At 66.8% G+C, this 26,122-nt stretch carries 30 protein-coding genes and 1 tRNA gene; 4 read left to right on the plus strand and 27 right to left on the minus strand.

Annotated elements, in window-relative coordinates:
- Positions 1-58: 58 nt before the first annotated feature.
- Entirely contained in the window at positions 59-568 is a 510-nt protein-coding gene (locus tag AC5P8Z_RS01565; protein WP_495227887.1) for a DUF4189 domain-containing protein, read from the plus strand.
- 83 nt (positions 569-651) lie between these two features.
- Here AC5P8Z_RS01565 and AC5P8Z_RS01570 read toward each other — a convergent pair.
- The 15 genes from AC5P8Z_RS01570 to rlmE form a co-directional block, all read right to left on the minus strand.
- A tRNA-Ser gene (locus tag AC5P8Z_RS01570) sits at positions 652-744 on the minus strand.
- A 78-nt stretch (positions 745-822) separates the two neighbouring features.
- Entirely contained in the window at positions 823-1,026 is a 204-nt protein-coding gene (gene csrA / locus AC5P8Z_RS01575; protein WP_004152909.1) for a carbon storage regulator CsrA, read from the minus strand.
- Between the two features lie 148 nt (positions 1,027-1,174).
- Positions 1,175-3,823 carry an alanine--tRNA ligase gene (alaS, locus tag AC5P8Z_RS01580; protein WP_495227889.1) on the minus strand — a complete coding sequence of 883 codons (2,649 nt, stop codon included), beginning with the start codon at positions 3,821-3,823 and terminating at the stop codon, positions 1,175-1,177.
- 109 nt (positions 3,824-3,932) lie between these two features.
- On the minus strand, positions 3,933-4,424 hold the full coding sequence (gene recX / locus AC5P8Z_RS01585; RefSeq protein WP_286071600.1) for a recombination regulator RecX: 492 nt from the start codon (positions 4,422-4,424) through the stop codon (positions 3,933-3,935).
- A 110-nt stretch (positions 4,425-4,534) separates the two neighbouring features.
- Positions 4,535-5,572, minus strand: a complete 1,038-nt coding sequence (recA, locus tag AC5P8Z_RS01590) for a recombinase RecA (protein WP_049420399.1) — start codon at positions 5,570-5,572, stop codon at positions 4,535-4,537.
- A 204-nt stretch (positions 5,573-5,776) separates the two neighbouring features.
- A complete protein-coding gene (gene lexA, locus AC5P8Z_RS01595) occupies positions 5,777-6,412 on the minus strand; it encodes a transcriptional repressor LexA (protein WP_495227890.1) in 636 nt (211 codons plus the stop codon).
- Between the two features lie 218 nt (positions 6,413-6,630).
- Entirely contained in the window at positions 6,631-8,313 is a 1,683-nt protein-coding gene (gene ubiB / locus AC5P8Z_RS01600; protein WP_495228308.1) for a 2-polyprenylphenol 6-hydroxylase, read from the minus strand.
- A gap of 34 nt (positions 8,314-8,347) precedes the next feature.
- A complete protein-coding gene (locus tag AC5P8Z_RS01605; protein WP_005409020.1) occupies positions 8,348-8,842 on the minus strand; it encodes a CinA family protein in 495 nt (164 codons plus the stop codon).
- A gap of 103 nt (positions 8,843-8,945) precedes the next feature.
- A complete protein-coding gene (gene hflX / locus AC5P8Z_RS01610; protein WP_049434772.1) occupies positions 8,946-10,256 on the minus strand; it encodes a ribosome rescue GTPase HflX in 1,311 nt (436 codons plus the stop codon).
- A gap of 14 nt (positions 10,257-10,270) precedes the next feature.
- Positions 10,271-10,546, minus strand: coding sequence for an RNA chaperone Hfq (hfq, locus tag AC5P8Z_RS01615; protein ID WP_004152891.1), 276 nt, complete (start codon positions 10,544-10,546; stop codon positions 10,271-10,273).
- 96 nt (positions 10,547-10,642) lie between these two features.
- Positions 10,643-11,596, minus strand: coding sequence for a tRNA (adenosine(37)-N6)-dimethylallyltransferase MiaA (miaA, locus tag AC5P8Z_RS01620; protein ID WP_495227892.1), 954 nt, complete (start codon positions 11,594-11,596; stop codon positions 10,643-10,645).
- The gene (gene folP / locus AC5P8Z_RS01625) at positions 11,596-12,492 is read right to left on the minus strand and encodes a dihydropteroate synthase (protein WP_495227893.1); all 897 of its coding nucleotides are present in this window, start codon (positions 12,490-12,492) and stop codon (positions 11,596-11,598) included. Before folP ends, miaA begins: the two co-directional genes overlap by 1 nt.
- Positions 12,493-13,045: 553 nt before the next feature.
- Complete coding sequence (locus AC5P8Z_RS01630; protein ID WP_014036752.1) at positions 13,046-13,231, minus strand: hypothetical protein; 186 nt, start codon at positions 13,229-13,231, stop codon at positions 13,046-13,048.
- A 102-nt stretch (positions 13,232-13,333) separates the two neighbouring features.
- Positions 13,334-15,268, minus strand: coding sequence for an ATP-dependent zinc metalloprotease FtsH (gene ftsH, locus AC5P8Z_RS01635; protein ID WP_295565798.1), 1,935 nt, complete (start codon positions 15,266-15,268; stop codon positions 13,334-13,336).
- A gap of 69 nt (positions 15,269-15,337) precedes the next feature.
- Positions 15,338-15,970 (minus strand): 23S rRNA (uridine(2552)-2'-O)-methyltransferase RlmE, encoded by a 633-nt coding sequence (gene rlmE, locus AC5P8Z_RS01640; protein ID WP_005409014.1) that lies wholly within the window; start codon positions 15,968-15,970, stop codon positions 15,338-15,340.
- A gap of 65 nt (positions 15,971-16,035) precedes the next feature.
- Here rlmE and yhbY point away from each other — a divergent pair, with 65 nt between their 5' ends.
- Positions 16,036-16,341, plus strand: a complete 306-nt coding sequence (yhbY, locus tag AC5P8Z_RS01645) for a ribosome assembly RNA-binding protein YhbY (RefSeq protein WP_286071595.1) — start codon at positions 16,036-16,038, stop codon at positions 16,339-16,341.
- A 13-nt stretch (positions 16,342-16,354) separates the two neighbouring features.
- On the plus strand, positions 16,355-16,729 hold the full coding sequence (locus AC5P8Z_RS01650; RefSeq protein WP_495227895.1) for an Mth938-like domain-containing protein: 375 nt from the start codon (positions 16,355-16,357) through the stop codon (positions 16,727-16,729).
- 138 nt (positions 16,730-16,867) lie between these two features.
- Here AC5P8Z_RS01650 and AC5P8Z_RS01655 read toward each other — a convergent pair whose 3' ends face one another.
- Genes AC5P8Z_RS01655 through surE form a run of 4 tightly spaced genes read right to left on the minus strand, consistent with a single transcriptional unit; the run spans position 16,868 to position 19,740 of the window.
- Positions 16,868-17,656: a peptidoglycan DD-metalloendopeptidase family protein gene (locus AC5P8Z_RS01655; protein WP_495227897.1), complete on the minus strand. Its 789-nt coding sequence runs from the start codon at positions 17,654-17,656 to the stop codon at positions 16,868-16,870.
- A complete protein-coding gene (locus tag AC5P8Z_RS01660) occupies positions 17,653-18,267 on the minus strand; it encodes a YqaA family protein (protein WP_286071592.1) in 615 nt (204 codons plus the stop codon). The genes AC5P8Z_RS01655 and AC5P8Z_RS01660 overlap by 4 nt, the downstream gene beginning before the upstream one ends.
- 19 nt (positions 18,268-18,286) lie before the next feature.
- Positions 18,287-18,964 carry a protein-L-isoaspartate(D-aspartate) O-methyltransferase gene (locus tag AC5P8Z_RS01665; RefSeq protein WP_495227898.1) on the minus strand — a complete coding sequence of 226 codons (678 nt, stop codon included), beginning with the start codon at positions 18,962-18,964 and terminating at the stop codon, positions 18,287-18,289.
- A complete protein-coding gene (gene surE, locus AC5P8Z_RS01670) occupies positions 18,961-19,740 on the minus strand; it encodes a 5'/3'-nucleotidase SurE (RefSeq protein ID WP_495227899.1) in 780 nt (259 codons plus the stop codon). The genes AC5P8Z_RS01665 and surE overlap by 4 nt, the downstream gene beginning before the upstream one ends.
- Positions 19,741-19,948: 208 nt before the next feature.
- Between surE and AC5P8Z_RS01675 the strand changes: the two genes are divergently transcribed.
- Positions 19,949-20,488: a Smr/MutS family protein gene (locus tag AC5P8Z_RS01675; protein WP_286071590.1), complete on the plus strand. Its 540-nt coding sequence runs from the start codon at positions 19,949-19,951 to the stop codon at positions 20,486-20,488.
- 82 nt (positions 20,489-20,570) lie between these two features.
- On the opposite strand, the gene truD is transcribed toward AC5P8Z_RS01675, so the two are convergent.
- The 8 genes from truD to kdsA all read right to left on the minus strand — a co-directional run bounded on the left by truD (position 20,571) and on the right by kdsA (position 26,076).
- A complete protein-coding gene (gene truD / locus AC5P8Z_RS01680; protein WP_495227901.1) occupies positions 20,571-21,602 on the minus strand; it encodes a tRNA pseudouridine(13) synthase TruD in 1,032 nt (343 codons plus the stop codon).
- A complete protein-coding gene (ispF, locus tag AC5P8Z_RS01685; protein WP_286071587.1) occupies positions 21,599-22,096 on the minus strand; it encodes a 2-C-methyl-D-erythritol 2,4-cyclodiphosphate synthase in 498 nt (165 codons plus the stop codon). The genes truD and ispF overlap by 4 nt, the downstream gene beginning before the upstream one ends.
- Positions 22,097-22,130: 34 nt before the next feature.
- Positions 22,131-22,829: a 2-C-methyl-D-erythritol 4-phosphate cytidylyltransferase gene (gene ispD, locus AC5P8Z_RS01690; protein ID WP_295565782.1), complete on the minus strand. Its 699-nt coding sequence runs from the start codon at positions 22,827-22,829 to the stop codon at positions 22,131-22,133.
- Positions 22,826-23,179 carry a cell division protein FtsB gene (ftsB, locus tag AC5P8Z_RS01695; protein ID WP_019338191.1) on the minus strand — a complete coding sequence of 118 codons (354 nt, stop codon included), beginning with the start codon at positions 23,177-23,179 and terminating at the stop codon, positions 22,826-22,828. The genes ispD and ftsB overlap by 4 nt, the downstream gene beginning before the upstream one ends.
- Before the next feature lie 4 nt (positions 23,180-23,183).
- Positions 23,184-24,476 carry a phosphopyruvate hydratase gene (gene eno, locus AC5P8Z_RS01700; RefSeq protein ID WP_295565779.1) on the minus strand — a complete coding sequence of 431 codons (1,293 nt, stop codon included), beginning with the start codon at positions 24,474-24,476 and terminating at the stop codon, positions 23,184-23,186.
- Between the two features lie 96 nt (positions 24,477-24,572).
- Positions 24,573-24,902 carry a hypothetical protein gene (locus AC5P8Z_RS01705; protein WP_495227902.1) on the minus strand — a complete coding sequence of 110 codons (330 nt, stop codon included), beginning with the start codon at positions 24,900-24,902 and terminating at the stop codon, positions 24,573-24,575.
- On the minus strand, positions 24,902-25,249 hold the full coding sequence (locus AC5P8Z_RS01710; RefSeq protein WP_322547743.1) for a hypothetical protein: 348 nt from the start codon (positions 25,247-25,249) through the stop codon (positions 24,902-24,904). Before AC5P8Z_RS01710 ends, AC5P8Z_RS01705 begins: the two co-directional genes overlap by 1 nt.
- Entirely contained in the window at positions 25,246-26,076 is an 831-nt protein-coding gene (kdsA, locus tag AC5P8Z_RS01715) for a 3-deoxy-8-phosphooctulonate synthase (protein WP_010485995.1), read from the minus strand. The genes AC5P8Z_RS01710 and kdsA overlap by 4 nt, the downstream gene beginning before the upstream one ends.
- Positions 26,077-26,122: the final 46 nt, after the last annotated feature.

Here is a 26,122-nt window from a genome sequence, read left to right on the forward strand (position 1 = left end):
GTCAACCAATGGCGCCGCCCGCGGTTCAATGAACTGCGGGCTCGGCGCAGTAGCGGCGATGTTGCGCTTCAAACCCGGTCTGATCCACCATCAGCAGAAAATAGAGATGGAAAGGAACTGGATGCGTCCCCTTCTACTTGGCGTGTTGCTGTGCCTGTCGTCCGGTGCCAACGCGGCCTCCGCGATCGTTTACGACGACGATGGCCGCTACGGCTACGCGATGAACCACGGCACCCTGTCGGCTGCGATGCAGCGCGCACTGCAGCACTGCGCCGTTCGGTCCCGCAACTGCGCACAGACGTCCACGACCACCGCGGTGGGATATTCGGCGATCGCTGTCGGCACCGTCGCCATGGGCTTCGCACTTGGGGAAAAGACGGCGGACGCCGCACAACGCAAGGCGGAAAGGATGTGCAGGCAGCGCGCCGATGACTGCACGCTGGCCATTCTCTGGCGCGAAACGCCGGGCGACATCGCGCTGTCCGCTCATCCTGGTCATCGGGTGCCGGAGCCCAGGCTCTACTCTTTGCCCGAAGTCGGGAAGGTCACGCCCAGCAGCACCGACTAGGTCCTCACGGCGCGGCGGTTTTTACTGCGTTGAACAAAGAAAAACGCCTGCAGATCGAGGATCTGCAGGCGCTTCTTTGTATCTGGCGGAGTGAGAGGGATTCGAACCCTCGATAGAGCTTTTGACCCTATACTCCCTTAGCAGGGGAGCCCCTTCGGCCACTCGGGCATCACTCCGGGGTTTTCTCCGCGTCTGGTGCGTTGCACCTCAGCGGGGCGTGAATCATAACGTTAATCGAGTGCGAAGGTAAAGCGTTATTCGGCAGAATTTTCGCTACCGGTGCCACCGGCTTCGTCACCGCGCTGGATGCGCTGATAGATCTCTTCGCGATGCACAGCGACGTCCTTCGGCGCGGTGATGCCGATACGCACCTGGTTGCCCTTGACGCCAAGCACGGTGACGCTCACCGAGTCACCGATCATCAGGGTTTCGCCGACGCGGCGAGTCAGGATCAACATTTTTGCAAGTCTCCATGGAACCGTGTGGAAGGGTATCCCCCACCGGCTTGACGCTCCGTCAAGAAGCGCTACCACGACAAAGGGAAAAGATTTCGCAATGGTACCGTCAGCCGTCCCGCTCCTACAAGGAGGGGGACGGCCAGGTTCATCACAGGCGGGGGCTGACCCATTCGACGACTGCAGCCAGCGCAGTGGCAAGGGCGGGCCCGTCCTCGCCACCACCCTGGGCGAGGTCCGGGCGTCCGCCGCCCTTGCCCCCGATCTGACTGGCGATATGGGACAACAGTTCCCCGGCCTTGACCTTGCCCATTGCGCTGCCGTTCACACCCGCGACAAGGGCGGCCTTGCCGTCCTGGGCGCCGGCCAGCACGATCACCGCGTCGCCCAGCTGCTGCTTGAGGCGGTCCATGGCGTCACGCAGGGCCTTGGCGTCGAAGCCCTCCAGACGGGCCGCCAGCACCTTCACGCCGGCAACCTCGACGGCCTGGCCGGACAGGTCGGCCGTGGCACCTGCGGCGACCTTGGCCTTCACGGCTTCCAGTTCGCGCTCCAGCTGCTTCTGGCGCTGGCCAAGGGCACGGATCTTCTCGACCACATCGGCTGCACTGCCGCCGAGCAGGTCGGCGGCCTCGGCCAGCCGGGCCTCTTCGGCGTCCACGTAGTCCAGGGCGCCCTGGCCGGTGACGGCCTCGATGCGGCGCACGCCGGCGGAGACACCGCCCTCGGAGGTGATCTTGAACAGGCCGATGTCGCCAGTACGGTTGACGTGGGTGCCACCGCACAGCTCGGTGGAGTAGTCCCCCATCTTCAGTACGCGCACGTTTTCGCCGTACTTCTCGCCGAACAGCGCCATCGCACCGAAGTCCAGCGCTTCCTGCATGCCCATGTTGTGCACTTCGGCGACGTTGTTGGCGCGCACCTGCTGGTTGACCTTGCGCTCGATCACGGCCAGCTCTTCCGCGCTGATCGGCTGGAAGTGCGAGAAGTCGAAACGCAGGCGATCCGGGGCGACCAGCGAGCCCTTCTGCTGCACGTGGGTGCCCAGCACTTCGCGCAGAGCGGCATGCAGCAGGTGGGTGGCCGAGTGGTTGAGGATGGTGGCGCCACGGCGCTCGCCATCGACCTGGCCGGACAGGACGTCGCCAACCTTCAGGCCACCTTCGGACAGGGTGCCGACGTGGCCATGGAACTGGCCGGCGAACTTCTGGGTATCGTCCACCGCCAGGCGCACGCCGTTGCCGGACAGCACGCCGGTGTCGCCGACCTGGCCACCGGATTCGGCGTAGAACGGGGTCTGGTCGGTGATCACGATGACCGCATCACCGGCATCGGCCGACTGCACCGGACGACCGTCCTTCAGCACGGCCAGCACGGACAGGCCATCGGCCTGCAGGCGGTCATAGCCGAGGAAGCGGGTTGGGCTGAGAGTCGCCACCAGCTCTGCCGGCAGGGTCACACCGCCGCCGAACTTGCCGGCCGCACGTGCGGTTTCGCGCTGCTGTTCCATCGCAGCATCGAAGCCGGCGATGTCGACGGTCAGGTCACGCTCGCGGGCGATGTCCTGGGTCAGGTCGAGCGGGAAGCCATAGGTGTCGTACAGGCGGAAGGCGTCAACGCCCGGGATCACGCCATTGCTGACCTTGCCCGCGACGTCTTCGAAGATCTTCATGCCAGCATCGAGGGTTTCAGCAAAACGCTCTTCCTCGGCCTGCAGTGCGCGGGTGACGGTGTCCACCGCCGCCGGCAGTTCCGGATAGGCCTCGCCCATCTGCTCGACCAGGGTCGGCACAAGCTTGCTGAAGAACGGCTGGCGCACGCCCAGCATCCAGCCGTGGCGCAGGGCGCGGCGGATGATACGGCGCAGCACGTAACCACGGCCTTCGTTGGACGGCAGCACGCCATCGACGATCAGGAACGAGCAGGCACGGATGTGATCGGCGATCACGCGCAGCGACTTGTTCTCCAGGTCGGCGGTGCCGGTCAGCTCCGAGGCCCTGCGGATCAGCGCCTGGAACAGGTCGATCTCGTAGTTGGTATGCACGTGCTGCAGGATCGCCGCCAGGCGCTCCAGGCCCATGCCGGTATCCACGCACGGGGCCGGCAGCGGCACCAGGGTGCCGTCGGGCTGGCGGTCGAACTGCATGAACACCAGGTTCCAGATCTCGATGAAGCGGTCACCGTCTTCATCCGGAGAACCCGGGGGGCCACCGGCGATATGGTCGCCGTGGTCGTAGAAGATCTCGGTGCACGGGCCACAGGGGCCGGTGTCAGCCATCTGCCAGAAGTTGTCCGAGGCGAACGGTGCACCCTTGTTGTCGCCGATGCGCACGATGCGCGCTTCCGGAATGCCGACCATGTCGCGCCACAGTTCGTAGGCTTCGTCGTCGGTCTGGTACACGGTGACCAGCAGGCGCTCGGCCGGCAGCTTCCAGACCTGGGTCAGCAGCTCCCAGGCCCAGGCGATCGCGTCCTTCTTGAAGTAGTCGCCAAACGACCAGTTGCCCAGCATTTCGAAGAAGGTGTGATGGCGGGCGGTGTAGCCGACCTGGTCGAGGTCGTTGTGCTTGCCGCCGGCGCGCAGGCAGCGCTGGACGTCGGCCGCACGCACATAGCTGCGCTTCTCCGCGCCAAGGAACACGTCCTTGAACTGCACCATGCCGGAGTTGGTGAACAGCAGGGTCGGATCATTGCCCGGCACCAGCGGCGCCGACGGCACGATGGTGTGGCCTTTGCCCTTGAAGAATTCAAGGAAGTCGCTGCGGATCTGGGAGGTCGTGAATTTGGCGGATGCGTTCATTGGGGGCTGGCAGTCTGCGGGCCGGCGGACCCGGACCACCGGCCGCGTTGGCCAGGGTCGCGAGGGACCGCCGAAAACCTAAAGGGTATCAGGCCCGGCGCCGCCAGTCTCAGTCATCCGGGTCGTAGCGGGTCGCGCGACGGATACTGTCGCCGTCGAAGCCGCGCCGGGCCAGCAGATCGGCCGCCTTGCGCCGCTGCGTCAGATCCTGCGGGCCGGCCTCGCCGAAGCGCCGGCGGACCAGATCACGGGCGTTTTCCTGCCAGTCGCCTTCGTAGCTGTCCATCGCCGCGGCAATGGCGGCACTGTCCAGGCCGTGGGTGCCGAGTTCGGCACGGACATGGATCGGCCCATAGCCGGTGTTGGCGCGCATCCGCACCAGGTTCTCGGCGAAACGGGTGTCGTCCTGCCAGCCGGCCTCGGTCAGCTTGGCGACGGCGGCCTGCGCGGCCTCGTCTTCGATGCCACGGGCGGTCAGCTTGCGGGTCAGTTCCTTGCGCGAGTGCTCGCGGCGGACCAGCAGGCCCAGCGCCCGTTGCACGGGGGTCTGCTCACGCGGCCGGCGCTTGCGGCCGGTCGGAATGTCTTCGGCATTGGACATGGGTACTCCAAGGATGGCGCCATCCGTGGCGCCCAGCCCATCCCTGGGCGATTCGAACCTGCGGGACAGGACGACGTCACTGACGGCGCCGCCCTGCCCCACAGCAAGCCTTACTCGTCGTCGCCTTCGTCGTCGCCTTCCTCGCGGGCCGCTTCGGCCGGCTGGAACTTCTCGCGCAGCTCGGCTTCGAGCTTGGCGGCGACGGTGGGGTTGTCGCGCAGATAGCCTCGGGCGTTGTCCTTGCCCTGGCCGATGCGTTCTTCACCGTAGCTGTACCAGGCACCGGCCTTCTCGACCAGCTTGGCATCCACGCCCATGTCGATCAGTTCGCCTTCGCGGCTGATGCCTTCGCCATACAGGATCTCGGTGATGACCTGCTTGAACGGCGGTGCCAGCTTGTTCTTGACGACCTTGATCTTGGTCTGGTTGCCGATGATCTCGTCGCCCTTCTTGATCGCACCGATGCGGCGGATATCCAGGCGGACCGAGGCGTAGAACTTCAGCGCGTTGCCACCGGTGGTGGTTTCCGGGCTCTGGCCCGGCATCATCACACCGATCTTCATGCGCAGCTGGTTGATGAAGATCACCAGCGTGTTGGAGCGCTTGATGTTGCCGGTCAGCTTGCGCAGCGCCTGGCTCATCAGGCGGGCCTGCAGGCCCGGCAGCTGATCGCCCATCTCGCCTTCGATTTCAGCCTTCGGGGTCAGCGCGGCAACCGAGTCGATCACCAGGATGTCGACCGAACCCGAACGGACCAGCATGTCGGCGATTTCCAGCGCCTGCTCACCGGTATCCGGCTGCGACAGCAGCAGGTCGTCCACGTTCACGCCCAGCTTGGCGGCGTAGATCGGGTCCAGCGCGTGCTCGGCGTCGATGAAGGCCGCGGTGCCGCCCATCTTCTGGCATTCGGCGATGGCCTGCAGGGTCAGCGTGGTCTTGCCCGAGGATTCCGGGCCGTAGATCTCGACGACACGGCCCTTCGGCAGACCGCCAATGCCCAGTGCGATGTCGAGCATCAGCGAACCGGTCGGGATGGCTTCGACGGGCTCGACCACACGGTCGCCCATGCGCATCACCGAGCCCTTGCCGAACTGCTTCTCGATCTGGCCCAGAGCTGCAGCGAGGGCGCGCTTCTTGTTCTCGTCCATCGGTTGGGTCCTTGCAGAGGTCGTGTCGTTGGAGGTGCTGTCTTTGGGGGTCTTCTTTGCCATGGGCTCACTTTAAGTCGGACGTATCGCACAGGCTGAGATTCTGCCCGGCGCTCTGAAAAGAATTATCGGACATCCGTACCAACCTCAGTGGAACCAGAGAATCGCCACAAAAGACCGCGGGGTAATGCGTTATGGAACGGGTCACCGGTTGGGTCGCAACAGGCCGCAATAGAGGCCTTCGATCGAGAAGTCCTGGTCCGGCAGCACCTCGATCGGCTTGTAGTCGGGGTTGCGCGGCAGCAGGCGGATACGATCCTTGGCGATCTTCAGCAGCTTGACGGTGATCTCGTCATCGATACGGGCCACCACGATCTGCCCGGAATGGGCGTCGCGGGTGCGGTGCACGCCGATCAGGTCACCGTCGAAGATGCCCTCGTCGATCATCGAGTCGCCCTGCACCTTCAGCAGGTAGTCCGGCGCTGGCGAGAAGAAGACCCGGTCCAACACCACGAAATCGTCCGAGCCGATATCGGCGCCGATCGGCAGGCCGGCCGCAACGCGGCCGAGCACTGGCAGGCGCAGAACGCTGTCGGGCAGACTTGGCTCGGCCAGCTTCTCGACCGGCGGTGCCTGCACCAGGCGGATGCCGCGCGCCTGGCCTGGGATGCGACGGATCGCACCGGCCTGTTCCAGGGCCTCCAGGTGGTACTGGGCCGCGCGCACGCCCTTGAAGCCGAACGCGCGTGCGATTTCCGTCTGCGACGGCGGCGCGCCTTCGCTCTCGATACGCTCGGCGATCAACTGCAGGATCGCCTGCTGGGTGTCGGTCAGGTCCATGGTTAGTAGTATTACTACTAATGCCTCGGACTGCAAGTGCCGGGGGCGACAGGGCGTGCGGACCTGTGGAGCCGGGGCATGCCCGGCAAGCGTCCCCCGGCCAGCCGGCCGGTCGGCGAAGGCGAAGGCAAAAGCAAAGGCAGCCGACTAACAGTCGGCTCTACAGGAATCGCTGCGCGATTCCGCGGTTCCCTTTGGGAACCGCTGCGGCAAGCACACTAGGTGTGCTTGCCGCTTCTCCATATCGAAAACAGGATCCACACGCCGCAGACGCCGGCGCCGATGAAGCCGCACACGCCCAGCGCCAGCAGCCAGCGGCTGGAGACACCGCCGACGCTGTGCATCACGATCGACGAGCCGATGATCAGCGCGGCGGTGACGATGCCCATCACCAGCCGGTTCGCGGCACGGTTGACCTGCTCGCCGAAGCCCTGCAGCGCGCTGGTCTCGACCTTCAGCTGCAGGCGCCCACGGCGCGCCGCCTGCACAAGTTTGCGCAGGTCGCGTGGCAGCTCACCGGCGAAATCGACCAGGCCCAGCAGGCTGCGGCGGCCACGTTTGAGCAGCGCCTTGGGCGCATAACGCTGCAGCACCACCCGCTCCAGGAATGGGCGCGCGGCACTGGCCATGTCGAAATCCGGGTCCAGCTGCCGGCCCATGCCTTCCAGGGTCAGGAACGCCTTGATCATCAGCGCCAGGTCGGCCGGCAGGGTCAGGCTGTAGCTGCGCAGCAGCTGGGTGATGTCGCCCAGCATCAGGCCGATGCGCAGGTCCTTCAGCGGCACGCCGCGGTACTGGTCGACGAACTGGCTGATGTCGTGCTGCAGCCGGTTCTCGTCCACTTCCACGCCACCGGCCCAGTCCAGCAGCACGTCGGCCACGCCCTGCGGGTCCTGCTCGACCAGCCCGTGCAGCAGCTGCGCGACCTGGAAGCGGCGCACCTCGGACAGCGCGCCGACCATGCCGAAATCGATCACGCCGATGCGGCCGTCGCGCAGGTAGATGATGTTGCCCGGGTGTGGATCGGCGTGGAAGCTGCCGTCCTCGAGCACCATCTTCAACACGATGTCGGCGCCGCGCCGGGCCAGTTCACGGCGGTCCAGCCCGGCCGCATCGACACCGGCCAGGTCACGGCCGGGAATGCCGTCGACGAAGTCCTGCACGTTCAGGCTTTCGCAGGTCCACTGCCAGTGCACGCTGGGAATCAGGATGTCGTCGCGGCCACTGAAGTTGCGCGCGATGCGCTCGGCGTTGCGGCATTCGGCGGCGAAATCCAGTTCGCGGCGCAGCGACACGGTGAACTGCTGCACGACCTCGGCCGGACGATAGCGACGCAGGTCCGGCAGGCGCGCCTCGACGATCTCGGCCAGCCGCGCCAGCAGGCGCAGGTCGGCCTCGACCACATCCCGGATGCCGGGACGACGCACCTTCAGCACCACCTCGCGGCCGTCATGCAGGCGTGCGCGATGGGCCTGTGCCAGCGACGCGGCTGCCATCGGGGTTTCATCGAGGAAGGCAAACACCTCGGCCGGTGAGGCGCCAAGGTCGGACTCGAGCTGCTCGCGGATATCGGCGTACGGCAGCGCAGGTACCGCGTTCTGCAGCTCGGACAGCTCGGCGATCCATTCCGGCGGCAGCAGGTCGACGCGCGTCGCCAGCACCTGGCCGAGCTTGACGAAGGTCGGGCCAAGATCCTGCATTGCGCTGCGCACGCGCACCGGCGCGGTCATCCGCAGCAGTTCCTGACGGTCCTCGTTCCAGTGCAGCAGGCGCCCTGCCCGCTCCAGCGTGGTGGCCAGGCCAATGCGCCGCACCACGTCGCCGAAGCCGTAGCGGATCAGGACGACGGCGATCTCCTGCAGTCGGCCCAGGTCACGGACCGTGCCCAGCGTTTCCCACATCATGCGTGCTCCGGACGATTACCGGAGCAGCATGTCACAGCTGGGCGTCGATGCCGCGCAATGCCGCCGCCACGGTTTGGCGGCGGATGGCTTCGCGGTCGCCGTCAAACTGGAACAATTCGGCGCGAGCGTAGCCGCCACGGCGCTTCCAGCCGATCCAGACACTGCCGACCGGCTTGTCCGGGCTGCCGCCACCGGGGCCGGCGATGCCGGTCACCGCCACCGCGATGCCGGCACCGGAATTGACCAGCGCGCCGGAGACCATTTCCAGCACGGTTTCGCGGCTGACCGCGCCGAACTGCTCCAGGGTCTGCGCACGCACGCCCAGCAGGCGCTGCTTGGCCTCGTAGCTGTAGACCACCATGCCGCAGTCGAAGAACGCCGAGGAACCGGCGATATCGGTCATGCACTTGGCGATCCAGCCACCGCTGCAGCTTTCGGCGGTCACCAGCTGCAGCGAGGCCTGCTGCAGGCGCTGCCCGAGCGCGGCGGACTGGGCGTTGAGATCGGCGTCGGTGGGGATGGACATCGGCATGACGGTGGGGTGAAGAACCTGCACGTTGTACCGCAGATGACAGCGTGATGTCCCGCGCCGTCGCAAAGGAAGCCGCCGGGCATGGCCCGGGGCTGCCTCACCACTCCGGCAGTTTTTCCGGCAACAGGGCGCGGATCGGCGCACCGTCGGCACTGGCAGCCAGCTTCTCGGCTTCGGCAATCGGCAGGTCGACCTGCAGCAGCCAGCCTTCTTCATCGGCCTGCTCGCTGCGGATCACTTCCAGCTGGTGCAGGCGCGCGCGCAGGCGGCCGGCATCGGGTGGCAGGCGCAGTTCGCCGGTGACGTGCTGCAGGCCCAGGCGCTTGCCCAGTACCGCCTGCAGCAGCTCCAGGCCCTGCCCGTCGCGTGCGGAAATCCATACGCGTTCACGCCGCGATTCGTCCGGGATGCCGTCCTGGCCATCGTGGCGGACGTCGGCACCATCGATGCGGTCGATCTTGTTGAACACCAGCAGCTGCGGCAGATCGCCGGCACCGACCGCGGTCAGCACCTCGTCGACCTGGGCGATGCGCTCCTCGCGGTGCGGATCGGCGGCGTCGACCACGTGCAGCAGGAAATCGGCCTCGCGTGCCTCCGACAGCGTCGATCGGAACGCGGCAACCAGGTCATGCGGCAGGTCGCGGACGAACCCGACGGTGTCAGCCAGCACCACGTTGCCGCCCGGCACCGCGATGCGGCGCACGGTCGGGTCCAGCGTGGCGAACAGCTGGTCAGCCGCGTAGGCCTCCGCGCCGGTCATGGCATTGAACAGGGTCGACTTGCCGGCGTTGGTATAGCCCACCAGAGCCACGCGCGGCAGTTCGCTACGCACGCGCGCACGGCGCATCTGGGTGCGCTGCACTTCGACCTTTTCCAGGCGTTTCTGCAACTGCTCGACCCGCTTCTGCAGCAGGCGGCGGTCGGTTTCCAGCTGGGTTTCACCCGGGCCACGCAGGCCGATTGAACCGCCGCGCTGTCGTTCCAGGTGGGTCCAGCCGCGCACCAGCCGCGTGGCCAGGTGACGCAGCTGCGCCAGCTCGACCTGCAGCTTGCCTTCGTGACTGTGCGCACGCTGGGCAAAGATGTCCAGGATCAGGCCGGTACGATCGATCACCCGGCGCTCCAGGAACCGTTCCAGGTTGCGTTCCTGGCCCGGGCTCAGCGCATGGTTGACCAGGATCAGGTCGGCGCCACTGGCATCGGCCGCGGCCTTGATCTCGTCCAGCTTGCCGCTGCCGATCAGGGTCGACGGATTCGGGCGGTCCAGGCGCGCGGTGATCGTCGCGGCGATGCTGGCCCCAGCCGAGCGGGCCAGATCACCGAACTCTTCCAGCACATCGTCTTCCAGCTTGCCGAAATGCGGCTGGATCAACAGGGCGTGTTCACCCTTTTTCGAGCGGTCAAACATTCACCGCTCCGGTCTTACTCGTCTGCTTCATCACCTGCCTGACCACCTTCACCCGACTGCACATAACCACCGCCCGGACCAACCTTCACGTTGCGTGCCGGAACCACCGTGGAAATGGCGTGCTTGTAGACCATCTGGCTGACCGTATTGCGCAGCAGCACCACGAACTGATCGAACGACTCGATCGTGCCCTGCAGCTTGATGCCGTTCACCAGGTACACCGAAACCGGCACGCGTTCGCGCCGCAGTGCATTCAAGAAAGGATCCTGCAGCGATTGCCCCTTGGACATTGCACACTCCTGATTATTGTTCTTATTGGGTTGCCGACGGTTGCCACGGCCCCCGAGCCGCCCGCCGACCGGTGATGTTACACGGCTGGCGGGGGTTCAGCGTGCGACGAAGGTCGACACTGCGCCGGCCAGGCGCTCCCCATCCACATGGGGGTCGAACCAGCGCGCATCAAGCTCGCCGCGCAGCCAGGTCAGCTGGCGCTTGGCCAGCTGGCGGGTGGCGAAGATCGCCTTGTCACGGAAACGGGCGGCATCGCCCTCCCCGTCCAAGTATTCCCAGGCCTGGCGGTAACCGACCGCGCGCACCGCCGGCAGGTCCAGCGGCGCCTCCACCGCGGCCATTTCCGGCATCGCGCGCAACGCCCGCACCTCGTCGAGGAAGCCCTGCGCCAGCATGAGATCGAAACGGGCCTCGATGCGCTGGTGCAGGACGGCGCGGTCACGCGGCGCCAGGATCAGCTTGAGGGTGCGTACCGGCAGCGGCGCCACGCCCGGCCGGCGCTGCCATTCACTGATCGGGGTGCCGGTGAGGCGATAGACCTCCAGCGCCCGCTGGATGCGCTGCGGGTCGGTGGCGTGGATGCGCGCGGCGGCGGCCGGATCGACCTCGGCCAGCTCCGCATGCAGCGCTGCCCAGCCACGCCCGGCGGCTTCGGCGGCCAGTGCCGCGCGCAGCTCCGGGTTGGCCTCCGGCATCGGCGACAGGCCCTGCAGCAGGGCCCGGAAGTACAGCCCGGTGCCACCGGCCAGGATCGGTGTCTTGCCACGCGCTACGATGTCGGCCACGGCACGGCCGGCGTCGGCAGCGAACTCGGCCGCCGAATAGGTCTGCCACGGATCACGCAGGTCCAGCAGATGGTGCGGCGCCTGCGCGCGCTCGGCGGCATCGGGCTTGGCCGAACCGATATCCAGATGCCGGTAGACCAGCGCCGAATCGACGCTGACGATCTCGCCATCCAACTGCCGGGCCAGCGCGATCGCGGTAGCGGTCTTGCCACTGGCGGTCGGCCCCATCACGGCGATCGCCAGCGGCCGCCGGTCGATGCCCATCAGTCTTCGTCCGGCCAGCGGATCGACGGCGCGGCGTCGGCACGCGGCGTCGGCACGGCATCGACGGCCTGCCAGATCTTCAGTGCATCGACGGTGGCCGCCACGTCGTGCACGCGCACGATGCGGGCGCCGCGCTGGACCGCGATCAGATGCGCGGCCAGCGAGGCAGCCACGCGTTCGGACGGCGTATCGCGGCCGGTCAGTTCGCCAAGGCTGCGCTTGCGCGACAGCCCGGCCAGCATCGGCACGCCCAGCTCCAGGAAGCGCTCGGAGCGTGCCAGCAGTGTCATGTTGTGGGCAGTGGTCTTGCCGAAACCGAAGCCGAGATCGATCAGCAGGTTCTTCTTGGCGATGCCGGCCATCTCGGCAGCGAACAGCCGCTGCACCAGGAAGCCATGCACCTCGGCGACCACGTCGTCGTAGTGCGGATCGGCCTGCATATGGCCCGGCTCACCCTGCATGTGCATCAGCACCACCGGCACTCCCGCGTCCACAGCGGCTTCCAGTGCACCGTCCTGGCGCAGGCCGAAAATGTCGTTGATCATGCCGGCGCCGGCGGCCACTGCTGCGCGCATCACCTCCGGCTTGAAGGTGTCGATGCTGATCGGCACCTGGCTGCGGGCAGCCAGCTGCTCGATCACCGGGATCACGCGACGCAGCTCTTCCTCGACCGATACCGGCGCAGCGCCCGGGCGGGTCGATTCGCCGCCGATGTCGAGCAGGTCGGCGCCTTCCTCCACCAGCTTCAGGCCGTGCGCTACGGCGGCTTCGGTTGTGTCGTGCGCGCCGCCGTCGGAGAACGAGTCCGGCGTGACGTTGACGATGCCCATGACCCGGGCACGGTCCAGGCGCAGGATGCGGCCGGCGCAATCGAGCTGGGGCGAGGTATCGAACATGGGCAATCCTGCAGGGACAACGGCGGGTAGTTTAGTTCGGCAGGGCGGCGCCCTGCACCCGCAGAGGCTTCAGGCCAAGGCAACGGCAACGTCAGAAGCGGGCATTCCGTGCGATGGCGGGGTGGATCCGATTGCGGGGGGCGCCGTAAATACGTCCATGTAGGCTCGGTCGCCGCATCCATGCGGCTCACGCCCGCGCAACCGGACCCACCCCGCCTTCGACAGATTTCCGCGATCTGCAGTAGATCCACGCCATGCGTGGATGAATCTCCATCGGAATCGAATATTTCGAATTGGAGTCGAAATGCATCCACGCATGGCGTGGATCCACCGTGTCGACCAAGGTCGACACCTACCAACAGCAGCAGGAATCTGTCAGAGGTGGGGCGGTGTCGGATGGCGGGGTGTCAGCCGCATGGATGCGGCTGCCAAGCCCCCATGGATGGGTTTACGGCGTCCCCGCCATCCGACACCGCCCCGCCAAACCACGGAATACCACTGTTGCTGTTGCTCTGGCTCGTAGCAGGTGCAGGGCGCAGCCCTGCCGGCACCCTCAACGGCGGCGGCGCTTGCGGTCCACGTACAGGGTCTTGGCGATGCTCAACACGATGCCGACCGCAATACCCACCACGCAGCCCAGCAGCAGGTTGTCGGCGCCCAGGCCTACGCCCACGCCCACCACCGTGGCGATGATCATTTCGACGGTGTGGGAAATCGGTTCGGGCTTCGGGGCGGACATGCAGACTCCAGCGTCAGATCGGTACATCGGAAGGGGCCGGTGGCCCGGAAACGACAAGGCCGGGTTGCCCCGGCCTCGTCTGGTGTCACGTGCAGCAGGCCGTCAGTGCGATTCGGCCGGGCCTGCGATCGGCGGCAGCGGACGGGCGTCGCCGCCCTTGTCGTTGCCGCCGTCCTTGTTCGACTTGTTCCAGCCGGCCGGCGGCGGCGGATCGCGGCCCTCCATGATGGCGTCGATCTGCGGCGCGTCGATGGTCTCGTACTGCAGCAGCAGCTGCGACATCGCGTGCAGCTTGTCGATGTTGGCCGTCATCAGCTCGGTGGTGCGTGCGTAGGCCTCGTCGAGGATGTTGCGCACTTCCTCGTCGATGCGGCGCGCGGTGTCGTTGGACACGCTCTTGTGCTGGGTGACCGAGCGACCCAGGAACACCTCGTCATCCTCTTCGCCATAGGCGATCGGGCCGAGCTGGTCGGACAGGCCCCACTTGGTGACCATGTTGCGGGCCATCTTGGTGGCGCGTTCGATGTCGTTGGAGGCACCGGTAGTGACCTTGTCGGCACCGAAGATCAGCTCCTCTGCGACACGGCCGCCGTACAGCGAGCACAGCTGCGACTTGATCGCCACGCGGTTCATCGAGTACTTGTCGCCTTCCGGCAGGTACATGGTCACGCCCAGCGCACGACCGCGCGGAATGATGGTGACCTTGTAGACCGGGTCATGCTCGGGCACCAGGCGACCGACGATGGCGTGGCCAGCCTCGTGGTAGGCGGTGAGGGTCTTCTCCTCCTCGCTCATGGCCATCGAGCGGCGCTCGGCACCCATCAGGATCTTGTCGCGGGCACGGTCGAAGTGGTCCATTCGGACTTCCTTCTCGTTGCCACGCGCGGCGAACAGGGCGGCCTCGTTGCAGAGGTTGGCCAGGTCGGCACCCGAGAAACCAGGGGTACCACGCGCGATCACCATCGGCTCGACGTCGTCGGCCAGCGGCAGCTTGCGCATGTGGACCTTCAGGATGTGCTCGCGGCCCTTCACGTCCGGCAGGCCGACCACCACCTGGCGGTCGAAACGGCCCGGACGCAGCAGCGCCGGGTCCAGCACGTCCGGACGGTTGGTCGCGGCGATCACGATCACACCTTCGCCACCCTCGAAGCCATCCATTTCGACCAGCAGCTGGTTCAGCGTCTGCTCGCGCTCGTCATGACCGCCGCCCAGGCCGGCGCCACGGTGGCGACCGACGGCATCGATTTCGTCGATGAAGATGATGCACGGGGCGTGCTTCTTGGCCTGCTCGAACATGTCGCGCACGCGGCTGGCGCCGACGCCGACGAACATTTCCACGAAGTCCGAACCGGAGATCGAGAAGAACGGCACCTTGGCTTCGCCGGCGATGGCCTTGGCCAGCAGCGTCTTGCCGGTACCCGGCGGGCCGACCATCAGCACGCCGCGCGGAATCTTGCCGCCCAGCTTGGTGAACTTGGACGGGTCGCGCAGGAAGTCGACCAGTTCGCCCACTTCTTCCTTGGCCTCGTCGCAGCCGGCGACGTCGGCAAAGGTGACCTTGATCTGGTCTTCGCCCTGCAGCTTGGCCCGCGACTTGCCGAAGGACATCGCGCCCTTGGCACCGCCGCCACCGCCCTGCATCTGGCGCATGATGAACAACCAGAAGCCGATGATCAGGATGACCGGCAGGAAATTCATCAGGATCGCACCGAGGGAAATGCCGCTGGACGGCTCCTCCTGCACGATTTCCACGTTCTTGGTACGCAGCACGTTGATCAGGTCACGATCGAACGGCGCGGTGATGGTGGACGACTGCCCACCGCGGGTGGTGTAGGTCAGCTGGCTGGTGCCGCCGCGCATGTCGCCGCCGAAGGCGACCTTCTGCACGTTGCCGCTGTCCACCTGGTCCAGGAACTGCGAATACGACGCGCCCTGCGCCCCGGCCCCGGAGGACTTGGGCGAGAAGCTCTGGAAGACCACCATCAGCACGACGGCGACGACCACCCATAGCAGGAGGTTCTTGGTCAAGTCGTTCATCCTCATTGGCTCCGGTGTTCCTCTCAGTGCTGGCGTTGCGTTGGGGTCGAACTTGCGTACGTTGCGAGCTTACTTCATGTGGGCGCGTTTTCCCTGACCCAAGGCATACACCTCGGGCGAGCGCTTGCGCGAGGCTTCCGGCTTGCGGATGGAGACCTTGTCGTACCGGCGGCGCATGTCCCGCACGTAGTCGTCAAAGCCTTCGCCCTGGAACAGCTTGATCAGGAACGCCCCACCGGTCTTGAGGTGGTTGTCGGCAAAATCCAGGGCCAGCTCCGCCAGGTGCATCATCCGCGGCTGGTCGACCGCGCCCACACCACTCTTATTGGGGGCCATGTCCGACAGCACAAGGTCTACCGGCTGATCCCCGAGCATGGCTTCAAACTGCGATAGGACGGCTTCTTCCCTGAAGTCACCGTGAAGGAACTCCACGCCAGCCAGCGGCGGCATGTCCAGGATGTCCAGGGCGAGCACGCGGCCGGTGTCACCAATCTGTCTCCGAACCTGCTGAGACCAGCCGCCCGGTGCCGCGCCGAGGTCGACCACCACCATGTGCGGCTTCAGCAACCGGTCACGTTCGAGCAGCTCTTCGAGCTTGTAGGCCGCGCGCGAGCGCATGCCTTCGGCCTGCGCCTTCTTCACGAAGGGGTCGGAGAAGTGTTCCTTGAGCCAGCGCTGGCTGCTTTTGCTGCGGGTAGCCATTGAAAATAGGGGCTGATGGGGTCCTCATGATACCCTGATCGCCCCATTCAACCGTGTTTTCCTGCATGCCCACCGCCCTGACCGCCTCCCAGACCCGTTTCCTGCGCGGCCAAGCCCACGACCTGAAGGCCCTGCTGCAGACCGGCGGCAAGGGCGTGACCCCGGCCTTCATCGCTGAGCTGAACGAAGTGCTGGAGCGCCACGAGCTGGTGAAGGTGAAGGTCGCCGCCGAGGACCGCGAAGCGCGGGATGTGATGATCGGCGAGATCGTCGAAGCCACCGAGAGTGCTCTGGTGCAGCGCATCGGCCACGTCGCCGTGCTGTACCGTCCGAGCAAGGAACAGCGCCAGATCGTGCTGCCGCGCGGCTGATCGCTCGACTGCCATGCAGCTGAACCACGAACCGCCGGATTACGCCTACAGCCTGAGCGCCGCCGATGGCCGCTCAGCCCGGGTCAACGAGCTGGTGCTGGCCAGCAGCTTCTTCCTGACCCCGGACCAGCTGGTCGAGCACTGGCCGGTGAAGCAGGCCGCCGAACTGCAGCTGGCCGACTTGGAGCCGATCCTGGCGCTGAACCCGGCACTGATCGTACTCGGCACCGGCGACCGCCAGGTGTTCCCGCCGGCGGTGGTGATGGCGGCCTGCCTGTCGCGCGGCATCGGCCTGGAAGTGATGAACAATCCGGCCGCCGCGCGCACCTTCAACATCCTTGCCGGCGAAGGCCGCAAGGTCGCCGCCGCCTTCATTCTCGAAGGCTGACGTGGTGCCGCCGGACATGGCCCGGCGCTACCCTGGATCACACTTGACTCTGTAGCGCCCGAGCCCATGCTCGGGCGGCGCCGCATCGCGGCGAGAAAAGCCGCCGGGCACGGCCCGGCGCTACCCGTCTCTGCCTGGTCAGCGCGCCGGCAGATACTGCTGCGGGTCGACCGGCTTGCCGTTGTAGCGAATCTCGAAGTGGACCATGTCGCGGTTCGCACCGGTACGGCCCATCTCGGCGATCTGCTCGCCGGCCTTCACGCTCTGGCCTTCGTTCACCAGGCGCTTGCGGTTGTGGCCATAGGCCGACAGCCACTGGTCACTGTGCTTGATGATGATCAGCTCGCCGTAGCCGACCAGGCCGGCACCGGAGTACACCACCACGCCATTGGCGGTGGCCTTCACCGGCTGGCCGCTGGTGCCGGCGATATCCACGCCCTGCTTGGTTGCGTCACCGGCCACGTAGCGGCCGACGATGGCGCCATCAGCCGGCCAGCGCCAGGCGATGTTGCTCTTCACCGGTCCCACCGGGGTGGTGGTCGGCGCGGTGCTGCCCGTGCTGCCACCTCCTGAACGCGGCGGGGTCACCACCGTGGTCGGCGCGCGGCCACCGCTGGCACCGGCCGGATACAGGCGGATCACCTGGCCCGGATGAATGGTCGACGGGTTGTCCAGGCGGTTCCAGGCGATCAGGTCGGCCGGAGTGATGTCGTGGATGCGGGCCAGCGCATAGATGGTATCGCCCTTGCGCACCACTACGCTCTGCCCGGGCTTGGGCACCGAGGTCTTCGGCGTGGCCACGCCGCCGCCGGCGCTGCCGCTGCCGCCCGGGCGGACCACGGTGGCGGTGCCGCAGGCGGCCAGGGTGGAAACCAGCAACACCAGCGCGCCGATGCGCACTCCCTTGCTCAGACGATCAGGACTCATGCGAACTTCGACCTCCATACAAGCCAGGCGACCAGCACCACCACCAACGCAGTGGCGATCCAGCCCAGCGGTTCAATCCAGCGGCGCAGCGCCGCTTCGGCACGCGCACCACCGATACGAATGACCGCGGCCAGCACGTACACGCGCTTGCCACGACCGATCAGCATGCTCAACAGATACTGCGGCATCGGTACGCCGACGATACCCGATGCCCACGTGAAGACCTTCATCGGGATGGGCATGAAACCGCCCAGTACCAGGAAGGTGAACACCGCCCACGGCGACTCGGCCATCTTCGCCTGCACGGTGGTGATGCCCTGCTCGATCGCCGGCAGCATGCCCAGCGCTTCGAACAGCGGCTTGATCGCTTCGAAGGCGAAGTGGCCCAGCGCGTAGCCGACCACCGCCCCGACCATCGAGCCGGCCAGGCTGAGGGTGGCGAACCACCAGCCGCGCTTGGGCTGGGCCACGCACATCGGCGCCAGCATCACCTCCGGCATCACCGGGAAGATGATCGCTTCAAAGAAGCTCAGCACTGTCAGGTAGGTCGGCGCGCGTTCGTGCGCCGCCCACTTCATCGCCCGCTCGTACAGCGGCCCGAAAATCTTCATGCAAACCCTGCTCCGTGGATTAGTCGAGCATGCCGGACAGCAGCGGCACGAACGTGACCGGCGCCAGCACGCGTTGTTCGATGCTGCCATCAGCCTTGCGGTCCAACTGCACCAGCGACTGTCCGCCCGGACCGCCAACCGGCGCGATCAGGCGGCCGCCCTCGGCCAGCTGCCCGACCAGCTCATCGACCAGCGCCGGTGCTGCTGCAGTGACCACGATGGCATCGAACGGGCCATGTTCGGCCCAGCCGGCACGGCCGTCGTCATGCTTGGTGCGGATGTTCATGCCCAGTGCGCGGAAGCGCTTGCGTGCCTGCCGCAGCAGGTCGCCGATGCGCTCGACGGTGTAGATCTCCAGGCCCAGCGCGCCGAGCACGGCGGCCTGGTAGCCGGAGCCGGTTCCGACTTCCAGCACCTTCTTCGGTGATACCTGCAGCACGGCTTCGGTCATGCGCGCCACCACCCACGGCTGGGAGATGGTCTGGCCGTGGCCAATCGGCAGGGCCGTGTCTTCGTAGGCACGCGAGGCCAGCGCCTCATCGATGAACAGATGACGCGGCACCACCCGGATCGCATTCAAGGTCGACTCGTCGACAATGCCGGCTTCGCGCAGGCGATCGACCAGGCGGTCACGCACGCGCTGCGAGGTCATGCCGATACCGACGGCTTCCGGCTGCAGGCGCAAGCGTGGGCTCATGCCGGCTGGTCCAGCGCGGCGCTGAGGCCGCCGACCCAGCTGGCCACCTTATCCAGGGCCTGGTAGCGGGTCAGGTCGACCTGGATCGGGGTGATCGAGATGTGGCCGGTGCGTACCGCGTGGAAATCGGTGCCGGGGCCGGAGTCCTGCTCACGACCGGCCGGGCCGATCCAGTAGACCTCGTTGCCGCGCGGGTCCTTCTGCGCGATGCAGCCTTCGGCGCGATGGCGGTTGCCCAGGCGCGTGACCTCGAAGCCCTTGACCTCGTTCCACGGCAGGTCCGGCACGTTGACGTTGAGGATGGTGTCGGCGGGCAGCGGATCGGCCTTGAGCCGGGCAACGATCTCGACCGCGGCGCGCGCAGCGGTCTCGAAATGCTTCGGGTCGTGATTGCGGCTGACCAGTGAAACAGCGACGGCCGGCAGGCCGAGGAAACGACCTTCCATCGCCGCCGAGACGGTGCCGGAATAGATCACGTCATCGCCGAGGTTGGCGGCATTGTTGATGCCGGACACGACAATATCGGGCTCGAATTCAAGCAGGCCGGTCAGCGCCAGGTGCACGCAGTCGGTGGGCGTACCGGCCACCGAGACGGTGTAATGGTCGATGCGCTTGAGGCGGATCGGCAGGTCCAGGGTCAGTGAGTTGCTGGCGCCGGAGCGATCGCGGTCGGGTGCGACCACCGTGACTTCGTGCCCAGCCTCGCGCAGTACCGAGGCCAGCATCCGGATGCCTGCGGCGTCGACACCGTCGTCGTTACTCACCAGGATTCGCATCTTCGATTTAACCGCTTGATTTTCCAAGAATTCGATTCCGTCACCGTGCAGTGTGGGCGGGACCGTCGTGCTCCCTTCCGAAGCCGTCGACCCTGCAAGGGCATCATCTATTGTGCCGCATGCGAGCCGCCGGTCCTACCCTGCCGGCGGTCACGACCGACATCGAACCGTCATAGGCAGACCTGCGCCGGCGGTTTACCCTGTGCGCATGTCGCACCCAGAAGACGAAGATCCCGCCGCATTGTTCCGTGCGGCCATCGGCGAAGTGACGCCGCTGCGCAAGGATGCCGAGCCGGCCCCTGCCGCGCCCCGGCCGAAACCGCGCGCGCGCATGGCCGAACGCGACGAGGCCGAAGCCGCCGGCGAGTTCGCCCGGCTGCTGCGCGACAGCACGCCGCTGGAAGCCGGCGACGTGGCCAGCTATCGCCGCGACAACCTGCCACCGCGCCTGTTCCAGCGCCTGAAGCGTGGCCAGTATTCGGTGCAGGACGAACTGGACCTGCATGGTGCCACCGCCGCGCAGGCGGAGACGCTGCTGCGCCAGTTTCTGCTGGAAGCGCATGCACATGAGTACGGCTGCGTGCGCATCATCCACGGCAAGGGATTGCAGTCCGACGCTGGCGCGCCTGTACTGAAGAACCTGGTCGACCGCCTGCTGCGGCTGCGCAACGACGTACTGGCGTTCCATTCGGCGCCGACCGGGCAAGGCGGTACTGGCGCGGTGCTGGTGTTGCTGGCGCGGCGGTAAAGAAGGGGACGCTCTGTCTCCAGGTAGAGTCGACTGTCAGTCGACTGCTCTTCCAGCGGCACGCGAAAACCGCGCGCCCTGCTCAGGCCTGCGAGGCGTCTTCGACAGGGCCGAGCTCGTGCAGCACGGCGGTGGCGTAGCAGCCGGGCGGCAACGCAAACGACAGTTCCAGCACGTCGTCGGCCAGCCACTGATGCTGCAGCAACGCCGGGCGCAGGCGCAACGCGCGGCGCTCCTGTTTCAGGCGCGCATCTTCCAGGCCGGCGCGCAGTGCCTTCGACTCGTCGTCGTCCAGCGCGGCCAGCTCCAGCTCACGTGCAGCGTCGGCGCTGCGCAGCTCGCCTTCGCCCCACAGCGGCGCGCTGGGATGGATGTCGAAACGCGCCAGGCGCTCGGCCAGCACATCGGTGTACGGCTCGGGGCCGAACACGCTGCGGCTGCCATCGAGCATCCACACTTCCCCCTCCAGCGGCTGATCCCAGTTGCCCTGCTCCACGCGCGCGGCCAGCACGCGATTGAACAGCGCCGAGCGGGCGGCTGACAGCAGCAGCGAGCGCTGATCCTTGCGCATGCGGCGGCCACCGAACATCGCCAGTGCGGCCGGCACGTTGCCGCCGTCGCGGCCAAAGCGTTGCTCGCCGAACCAGTTCGGCAGACCGCGCGCGGCAATCTGCTGCAGGCGCTCGCTGATCGCGGCGGCATCGCCCTGCACTTCACGCAGCACCAGCCTGAAGCGGTTGCCGGCCAGTGCGCCACGCTGCAGCTTGCGGTTGTGCCAGGTCGCTTCGAGCACTTCGATCTCGTCACTGGCCAGCTCGGCCAGGTCCGGCGCGACGCGCTTGGGCAGGTGCACGCTGAAACGCTGGGTGGTGACCGCGTGACGATCCTTCATGCCGGCGTAGCTGACCGCCATTTCCGGCAGGCCCGCCCACTTGGCCAGCAGCTTGGCCACGTGCACGGTGTTGGCGCCGCGCTTGCGGATGTGCAGCAACAGGTGCTCGCCTTCACCGGTGGCCTCGAAGGCCGGCAGTTCATCCACCTGGAAATCGTCCGGCGTGGTGCGGATGCGCGCCGTCAACAACGGTGCACCGAACGCGAGCGGCAACGGGATCATGCCGCCACCAGCAACACGACCGCCTGTGCGGCAATGCCTTCACCACGGCCGGTGAAGCCCAGCTTTTCCGAGGTGGTGGCCTTGACGCTGACCGCATCCAGCGGCAACTGCAGCAGTCCGCCGATGCGCTCACGCATGGCCAGCGCATGCGGGCCGACCTTGGGCCGCTCGCAGATCACGGTGATGTCGGTGTTGCTGACACGCCAGCCGCGCTCGCGCAGCAGGCTGTCACAATGGCGCACGAAATCGCTGCTGTCGGCGCCCTTCCAGCGGTCGTCACTGGGCGGGAAATGCTGGCCGATGTCACCCAGCGCCAGCGCGCCGAGCATCGCATCGCACAAGGCGTGCAGGATCACGTCGCCATCGCTGTGCGCAAGCACGCCACAGCTGTGTGGAACGTTCACGCCGCCAAGCATGATGTGATCGCCTTCGCCGAAGGCATGGACGTCGTAGCCCTGGCCGATGCGGACGGGCGGGAACGGTGCGGTGCTCATGGATGCAACCCTTGCAGCAGGGCCGCGCGGGCATTCAGCTGGCGCGGCGGGAAAGTACGAATTCGAACCGGTCCAGATCGGCCGGGGTGGTGACCTTGAAGTTGTCCTCGCTGCCTTCCACCAGCAGCGGGCGCTGGCCCTGGCGCTCCATGGCCATGGCCTCGTCGGTGACTTCGACACCGGCGGCAGCGGCGTCGGACAGCGCGCGGCTGAGCTGGTGACGGCGGAACAACTGGGGGGTCAATGCGCGCCACAGGCGCTCGCGCGGTTCGGTGCCATCGATGCCACCGTCGTCACCCGCACGCTTGAGCGTGTCGCGCACCGGGGCAGCCAGGATTGCGCCGACCGGGTCGGCACGGCCGACTTCAAGCAGGCGGCCGAGATCGGCCGGCGAAAGGTTCGGCCGCGCGGCATCGTGGACCAGTACGAACTCATCAGCACGCACCGTCTCCGGCAGCGCCTGCAGGCCAGCCAGCACCGAAGCGGCACGGGTCGCGCCACCGATGCAGGTCAGCACCGGCTTGCCCGCCCACTCGTTCCAGCCGGGCCAGTCGGCGTCGTCCTGGCCGATCACCACCATCGCCCCGGCCACGGCCGGGTGCGCCAGCAGGGCGTCCAGGGTATGGGCAAGCAGGATCTGCCCACCTGCCTGCAGGTACTGCTTGGGCAACGGCGCGCCGAAGCGGGTGCCACGCCCAGCAGCCGGAACCACGACCCAGATGGCCGCACTCATGGCACGTCCGCCGGGTGCTCGCCGACCTGCGCGCTGACGCTCGCCGCAGGCTGCGCCGGATGCACCGGCGCATCCTCGACCACGCGGTAGAACTTTTCGCCAGGCTTGATCATGCCGAGCTCGCTGCGCGCGCGTTCCTCGATGGCGGACTGGCCTTCCTTGAGGTCCTTCACTTCGGCAGCCAGCGCATCATTGCGCTGCTGCAGGCCCTCATTGTCCCGCTCCTGGTTGGCGACCTGGGCTTCGAGCATCATCACTTCACCCGAATTGCCCGGACCGAACCAGAAGCGGTACTGCAGCCAGCCCAGCAGCAGGGCCAGCACCAGCAGCATCCAGCGCCAGTCGCGCATCGGCTCAGCGCTTCAGCGAAACGAACGCGTCACGACCGGCGTAACGCGCGCCGGCGCCGAGGGCTTCCTCGATGCGCAGCAGCTGGTTGTACTTGGCCACGCGATCGCTGCGGCACAGCGAGCCGGTCTTGATCTGGGTGGCGGTGGTGGCCACGGCGATGTCGGCGATGGTGGTGTCTTCGGTTTCGCCCGAGCGGTGCGAGACCACGGCGGCATAGCCGGCGCGATCGGCCATGGCGATCGCTTCCAGGGTTTCGCTCAGGGTGCCGATCTGGTTGACCTTGATCAGGATCGCGTTGGCGGTGCCCGAGTCGATGCCTTCCTGGAAGATCTTCGGGTTGGTCACGAACAGGTCGTCGCCGACCAGCTGCACCTTCTTGCCGATGCGGTCGGTCAGCAGCTTCCAGCCGGCCCAGTCGTTCTCGGCCAGGCCATCTTCAATGGTGATGATCGGGTACTGCGCGGCCCAGTCGGCGAGGAAGTCGACGAACTGCTCGGAGGTCAGGCGCTTGTTCTCGCCGACCAGGTTGTACTTGCCGTTCTCGAAGAACTCGCTGGAAGCCACGTCCAGGCCCAGCAGCACGTCTTCACCGGCGGTGTAGCCGGCCTTGCCGATCGCTTCGAGGATGGTGTCCAGCGCTTCGACGTTGCTGCGGAAGTCCGGCGCGAAGCCGCCTTCGTCGCCGACCGCCGTGCTCAGGCCGTGGCCCTTCAGCACCGACTTCAGCGAATGGAAGATTTCGGTACCGGCGCGCAGCGCTTCGGAGAACGAGGTGAAGCCGACCGGCAGCACCATGAACTCCTGGAAGTCGACGTTGTTGTCGGCATGCGCACCGCCGTTGATGATGTTCATCATCGGCACCGGCAGCGACGGGGTCACGCCGGTCTTGGCGGCCAGGTACTGCCACAGTGCCTGCTTGCCCGATGCGGCGGCGGCATGCGCGGCGGCCATCGAAACACCCAGCAGTGCGTTGGCGCCCAGGCGGCCCTTGTTCTCGGTGCCGTCGAGGTCGATCAGGCGACGGTCGAGGCCGGCCTGGTCGGTGGCCTCGAAGCCCTTCAGCGCGGCGGCAATCGTGGTGTTGACGTTGTCGACGGCCTTGCGCACGCCCTTGCCCAGGTAACGGGTCTTGTCGCCGTCACGCAGCTCGACCGCTTCCTTGGTGCCGGTCGAGGCGCCGGAGGGAACCGCGGCACGACCGAACGAACCGTCCTCCAGGATGACTTCGGCTTCCAGCGTGGGGTTGCCACGGCTGTCGAGGATTTCACGGGCGTGGATGCTGCGGATCGTACTCATGGTCGGGCCGGTTACCTGTCTGGAGAGGGGGCGACAAAACGAATGCCGCGTGATTATCCCCGGCTGCCCGCCACTTGCCAAATGGCGCGGGCGCCGTCAGGCCAGAGTGGCCCCGATCACCATCAGGATCAACGACATCATCACCACCAGCAGGCCACCGGCAATGGCGGCCACTACGCCGCCGCGGCGGCAACGCCAGGCCATCACCATCGCCACCAGGCTGCCAAGGAAGGACAGCACGAGCACGGCCAGTGCAGCCAGGTTCCAGTACTGCATGGCCTGCATGCCATGGCTGCCATCCCCGGGCGAACCGAAACTGGCGGCGAAGGCGAATACAGCTGCCACCAGGCCGGCCCAGGCAAGAACAGCCAGCGCCAGCGCGATCAGGCCCCAGGGCCGATCACGGGTTGCCAGGGTCGCATTCATCAGAACAGCCCGTAGAACAGGGCACCAAGCCACAGCGACAGCAGGATGATCGCCAACCCGGCGGCCACCTTGCCACGGTTCAGGCGCCAAGCCAGTACGGCGGCAACGACGCATCCCACGGCGCCGACCAGCTCTGCAACCAGCAGCGCAATGAAGTACGCGCGCAGATTGAGCGCGCTGCCGCCATCACCCGGTGGGCGCACGGACGCTGCGCCGATCAGCACCAGCCCGAACATACCCACGGTGAACAGCGCGGCCAGGGCCAGTGCGATCAAGCCCCACGGCCACTGCTTCCAGTGCCGGCGGCGGCGCTGGTTTTCCAGCGCCAGCCACGGGTCACGACTCACGCGAAGCGCGAGAAGCCGTGCTTCTTGGTCACCGCATCGAGTTCCATCAGGGTCTCGAGCAGCGCTTCCATCTGGTCCAGCGGCCATGCATTGGGGCCATCGGACAGCGCCTTGGACGGGTCTGGATGGGTCTCGGCGAACAGGCCGGAGATGCCCACCGCCACGGCGGCACGGGCCAGCACCGGCACGTGCTCACGCTGGCCACCGGAACTGGTGCCCTGCCCACCCGGCAGCTGCACCGAATGGGTGGCGTCGAACACCACCGGGCAACCGGTCTCGCGCATCACCGCCAGCGAACGCATGTCGCTGACCAGGTTGTTGTAGCCGAAGCTGGCACCGCGCTCGCAGACCATGATCTGCTCGTTGCCGGTGGCCTTGGCCTTCTCCACGACCGGCTTCATGTCCCACGGCGCCAGGAACTGGCCCTTCTTGATGTTGACGGGCTTGCCGGCCGAGCACACCTTGCGGATGAAGTCGGTCTGGCGGACGAGGAACGCCGGGGTCTGCAGCACGTCCACCACCGAGGCCACTTCGTCCATCGGGGTGTATTCGTGAACGTCGGTCAGCACCGGCACGCCGATCTGCTTCTTGACCTCGGCCAGGACCTTCAGGCCCTCTTCCATGCCCGGGCCGCGGAAGGCGGTGCCCGAGGTGCGGTTGGCCTTGTCGAAGCTGGACTTGAAGATGAAGTTCACACCGAGCTTGTCGGTGATCTCCTTCAGCTTGCCGGCGGTATCAAGCTGCAGCTGCATCGACTCGATCACGCAGGGGCCGGCGATCAGGAACAGGGGCTGGTCCAGCCCGACCTCGAATCCACACAGTTTCATGGCGTTTCCTTGTTGTCCGCAGCACCGGACGGGCCGGTGCGCTGGG

The sequence above is a fragment of the Stenotrophomonas sp. YJH_SMC_17 genome, from assembly GCF_059371655.1.

Excerpts from the sequence above, each read along its gene's own strand:
- AC5P8Z_RS01565 (WP_495227887.1), top strand. The coding sequence starts at position 59 with ATGTTGCGCTTCAAACCCGGTCTGATCCACCATCAGCAGAAAATAGAG.
- csrA (WP_004152909.1), bottom strand. The coding sequence starts at position 1,026 with ATGTTGATCCTGACTCGCCGCGTCGGCGAAACCCTGATGATCGGTGAC.
- alaS (WP_495227889.1), bottom strand. The coding sequence starts at position 3,823 with ATGAACGCATCCGCCAAATTCACGACCTCCCAGATCCGCAGCGACTTC.
- recX (WP_286071600.1), bottom strand. The coding sequence starts at position 4,424 with ATGTCCAATGCCGAAGACATTCCGACCGGCCGCAAGCGCCGGCCGCGT.
- recA (WP_049420399.1), bottom strand. The coding sequence starts at position 5,572 with ATGGACGAGAACAAGAAGCGCGCCCTCGCTGCAGCTCTGGGCCAGATC.
- lexA (WP_495227890.1), bottom strand. The coding sequence starts at position 6,412 with ATGGACCTGACCGACACCCAGCAGGCGATCCTGCAGTTGATCGCCGAG.
- ubiB (WP_495228308.1), bottom strand. The coding sequence starts at position 8,313 with ATGTGGGAAACGCTGGGCACGGTCCGTGACCTGGGCCGACTGCAGGAG.
- AC5P8Z_RS01605 (WP_005409020.1), bottom strand. The coding sequence starts at position 8,842 with ATGTCCATCCCCACCGACGCCGATCTCAACGCCCAGTCCGCCGCGCTC.
- hflX (WP_049434772.1), bottom strand. The coding sequence starts at position 10,256 with ATGTTTGACCGCTCGAAAAAGGGTGAACACGCCCTGTTGATCCAGCCG.
- hfq (WP_004152891.1), bottom strand. The coding sequence starts at position 10,546 with ATGTCCAAGGGGCAATCGCTGCAGGATCCTTTCTTGAATGCACTGCGG.
- miaA (WP_495227892.1), bottom strand. The coding sequence starts at position 11,596 with ATGGGCATCGACCGGCGGCCGCTGGCGATCGCCGTGATGGGGCCGACC.
- folP (WP_495227893.1), bottom strand. The coding sequence starts at position 12,492 with ATGTTCGATACCTCGCCCCAGCTCGATTGCGCCGGCCGCATCCTGCGC.
- AC5P8Z_RS01630 (WP_014036752.1), bottom strand. The coding sequence starts at position 13,231 with ATGTCCGCCCCGAAGCCCGAACCGATTTCCCACACCGTCGAAATGATC.
- ftsH (WP_295565798.1), bottom strand. The coding sequence starts at position 15,268 with ATGAACGACTTGACCAAGAACCTCCTGCTATGGGTGGTCGTCGCCGTC.
- rlmE (WP_005409014.1), bottom strand. The coding sequence starts at position 15,970 with ATGGCTACCCGCAGCAAAAGCAGCCAGCGCTGGCTCAAGGAACACTTC.
- yhbY (WP_286071595.1), top strand. The coding sequence starts at position 16,036 with ATGCCCACCGCCCTGACCGCCTCCCAGACCCGTTTCCTGCGCGGCCAA.
- AC5P8Z_RS01650 (WP_495227895.1), top strand. The coding sequence starts at position 16,355 with ATGCAGCTGAACCACGAACCGCCGGATTACGCCTACAGCCTGAGCGCC.
- AC5P8Z_RS01655 (WP_495227897.1), bottom strand. The coding sequence starts at position 17,656 with ATGAGTCCTGATCGTCTGAGCAAGGGAGTGCGCATCGGCGCGCTGGTG.
- AC5P8Z_RS01660 (WP_286071592.1), bottom strand. The coding sequence starts at position 18,267 with ATGAAGATTTTCGGGCCGCTGTACGAGCGGGCGATGAAGTGGGCGGCG.
- AC5P8Z_RS01665 (WP_495227898.1), bottom strand. The coding sequence starts at position 18,964 with ATGAGCCCACGCTTGCGCCTGCAGCCGGAAGCCGTCGGTATCGGCATG.
- surE (WP_495227899.1), bottom strand. The coding sequence starts at position 19,740 with ATGCGAATCCTGGTGAGTAACGACGACGGTGTCGACGCCGCAGGCATC.
- AC5P8Z_RS01675 (WP_286071590.1), top strand. The coding sequence starts at position 19,949 with ATGTCGCACCCAGAAGACGAAGATCCCGCCGCATTGTTCCGTGCGGCC.
- truD (WP_495227901.1), bottom strand. The coding sequence starts at position 21,602 with ATGATCCCGTTGCCGCTCGCGTTCGGTGCACCGTTGTTGACGGCGCGC.
- ispF (WP_286071587.1), bottom strand. The coding sequence starts at position 22,096 with ATGAGCACCGCACCGTTCCCGCCCGTCCGCATCGGCCAGGGCTACGAC.
- ispD (WP_295565782.1), bottom strand. The coding sequence starts at position 22,829 with ATGAGTGCGGCCATCTGGGTCGTGGTTCCGGCTGCTGGGCGTGGCACC.
- ftsB (WP_019338191.1), bottom strand. The coding sequence starts at position 23,179 with ATGCGCGACTGGCGCTGGATGCTGCTGGTGCTGGCCCTGCTGCTGGGC.
- eno (WP_295565779.1), bottom strand. The coding sequence starts at position 24,476 with ATGAGTACGATCCGCAGCATCCACGCCCGTGAAATCCTCGACAGCCGT.
- AC5P8Z_RS01705 (WP_495227902.1), bottom strand. The coding sequence starts at position 24,902 with ATGAATGCGACCCTGGCAACCCGTGATCGGCCCTGGGGCCTGATCGCG.
- kdsA (WP_010485995.1), bottom strand. The coding sequence starts at position 26,076 with ATGAAACTGTGTGGATTCGAGGTCGGGCTGGACCAGCCCCTGTTCCTG.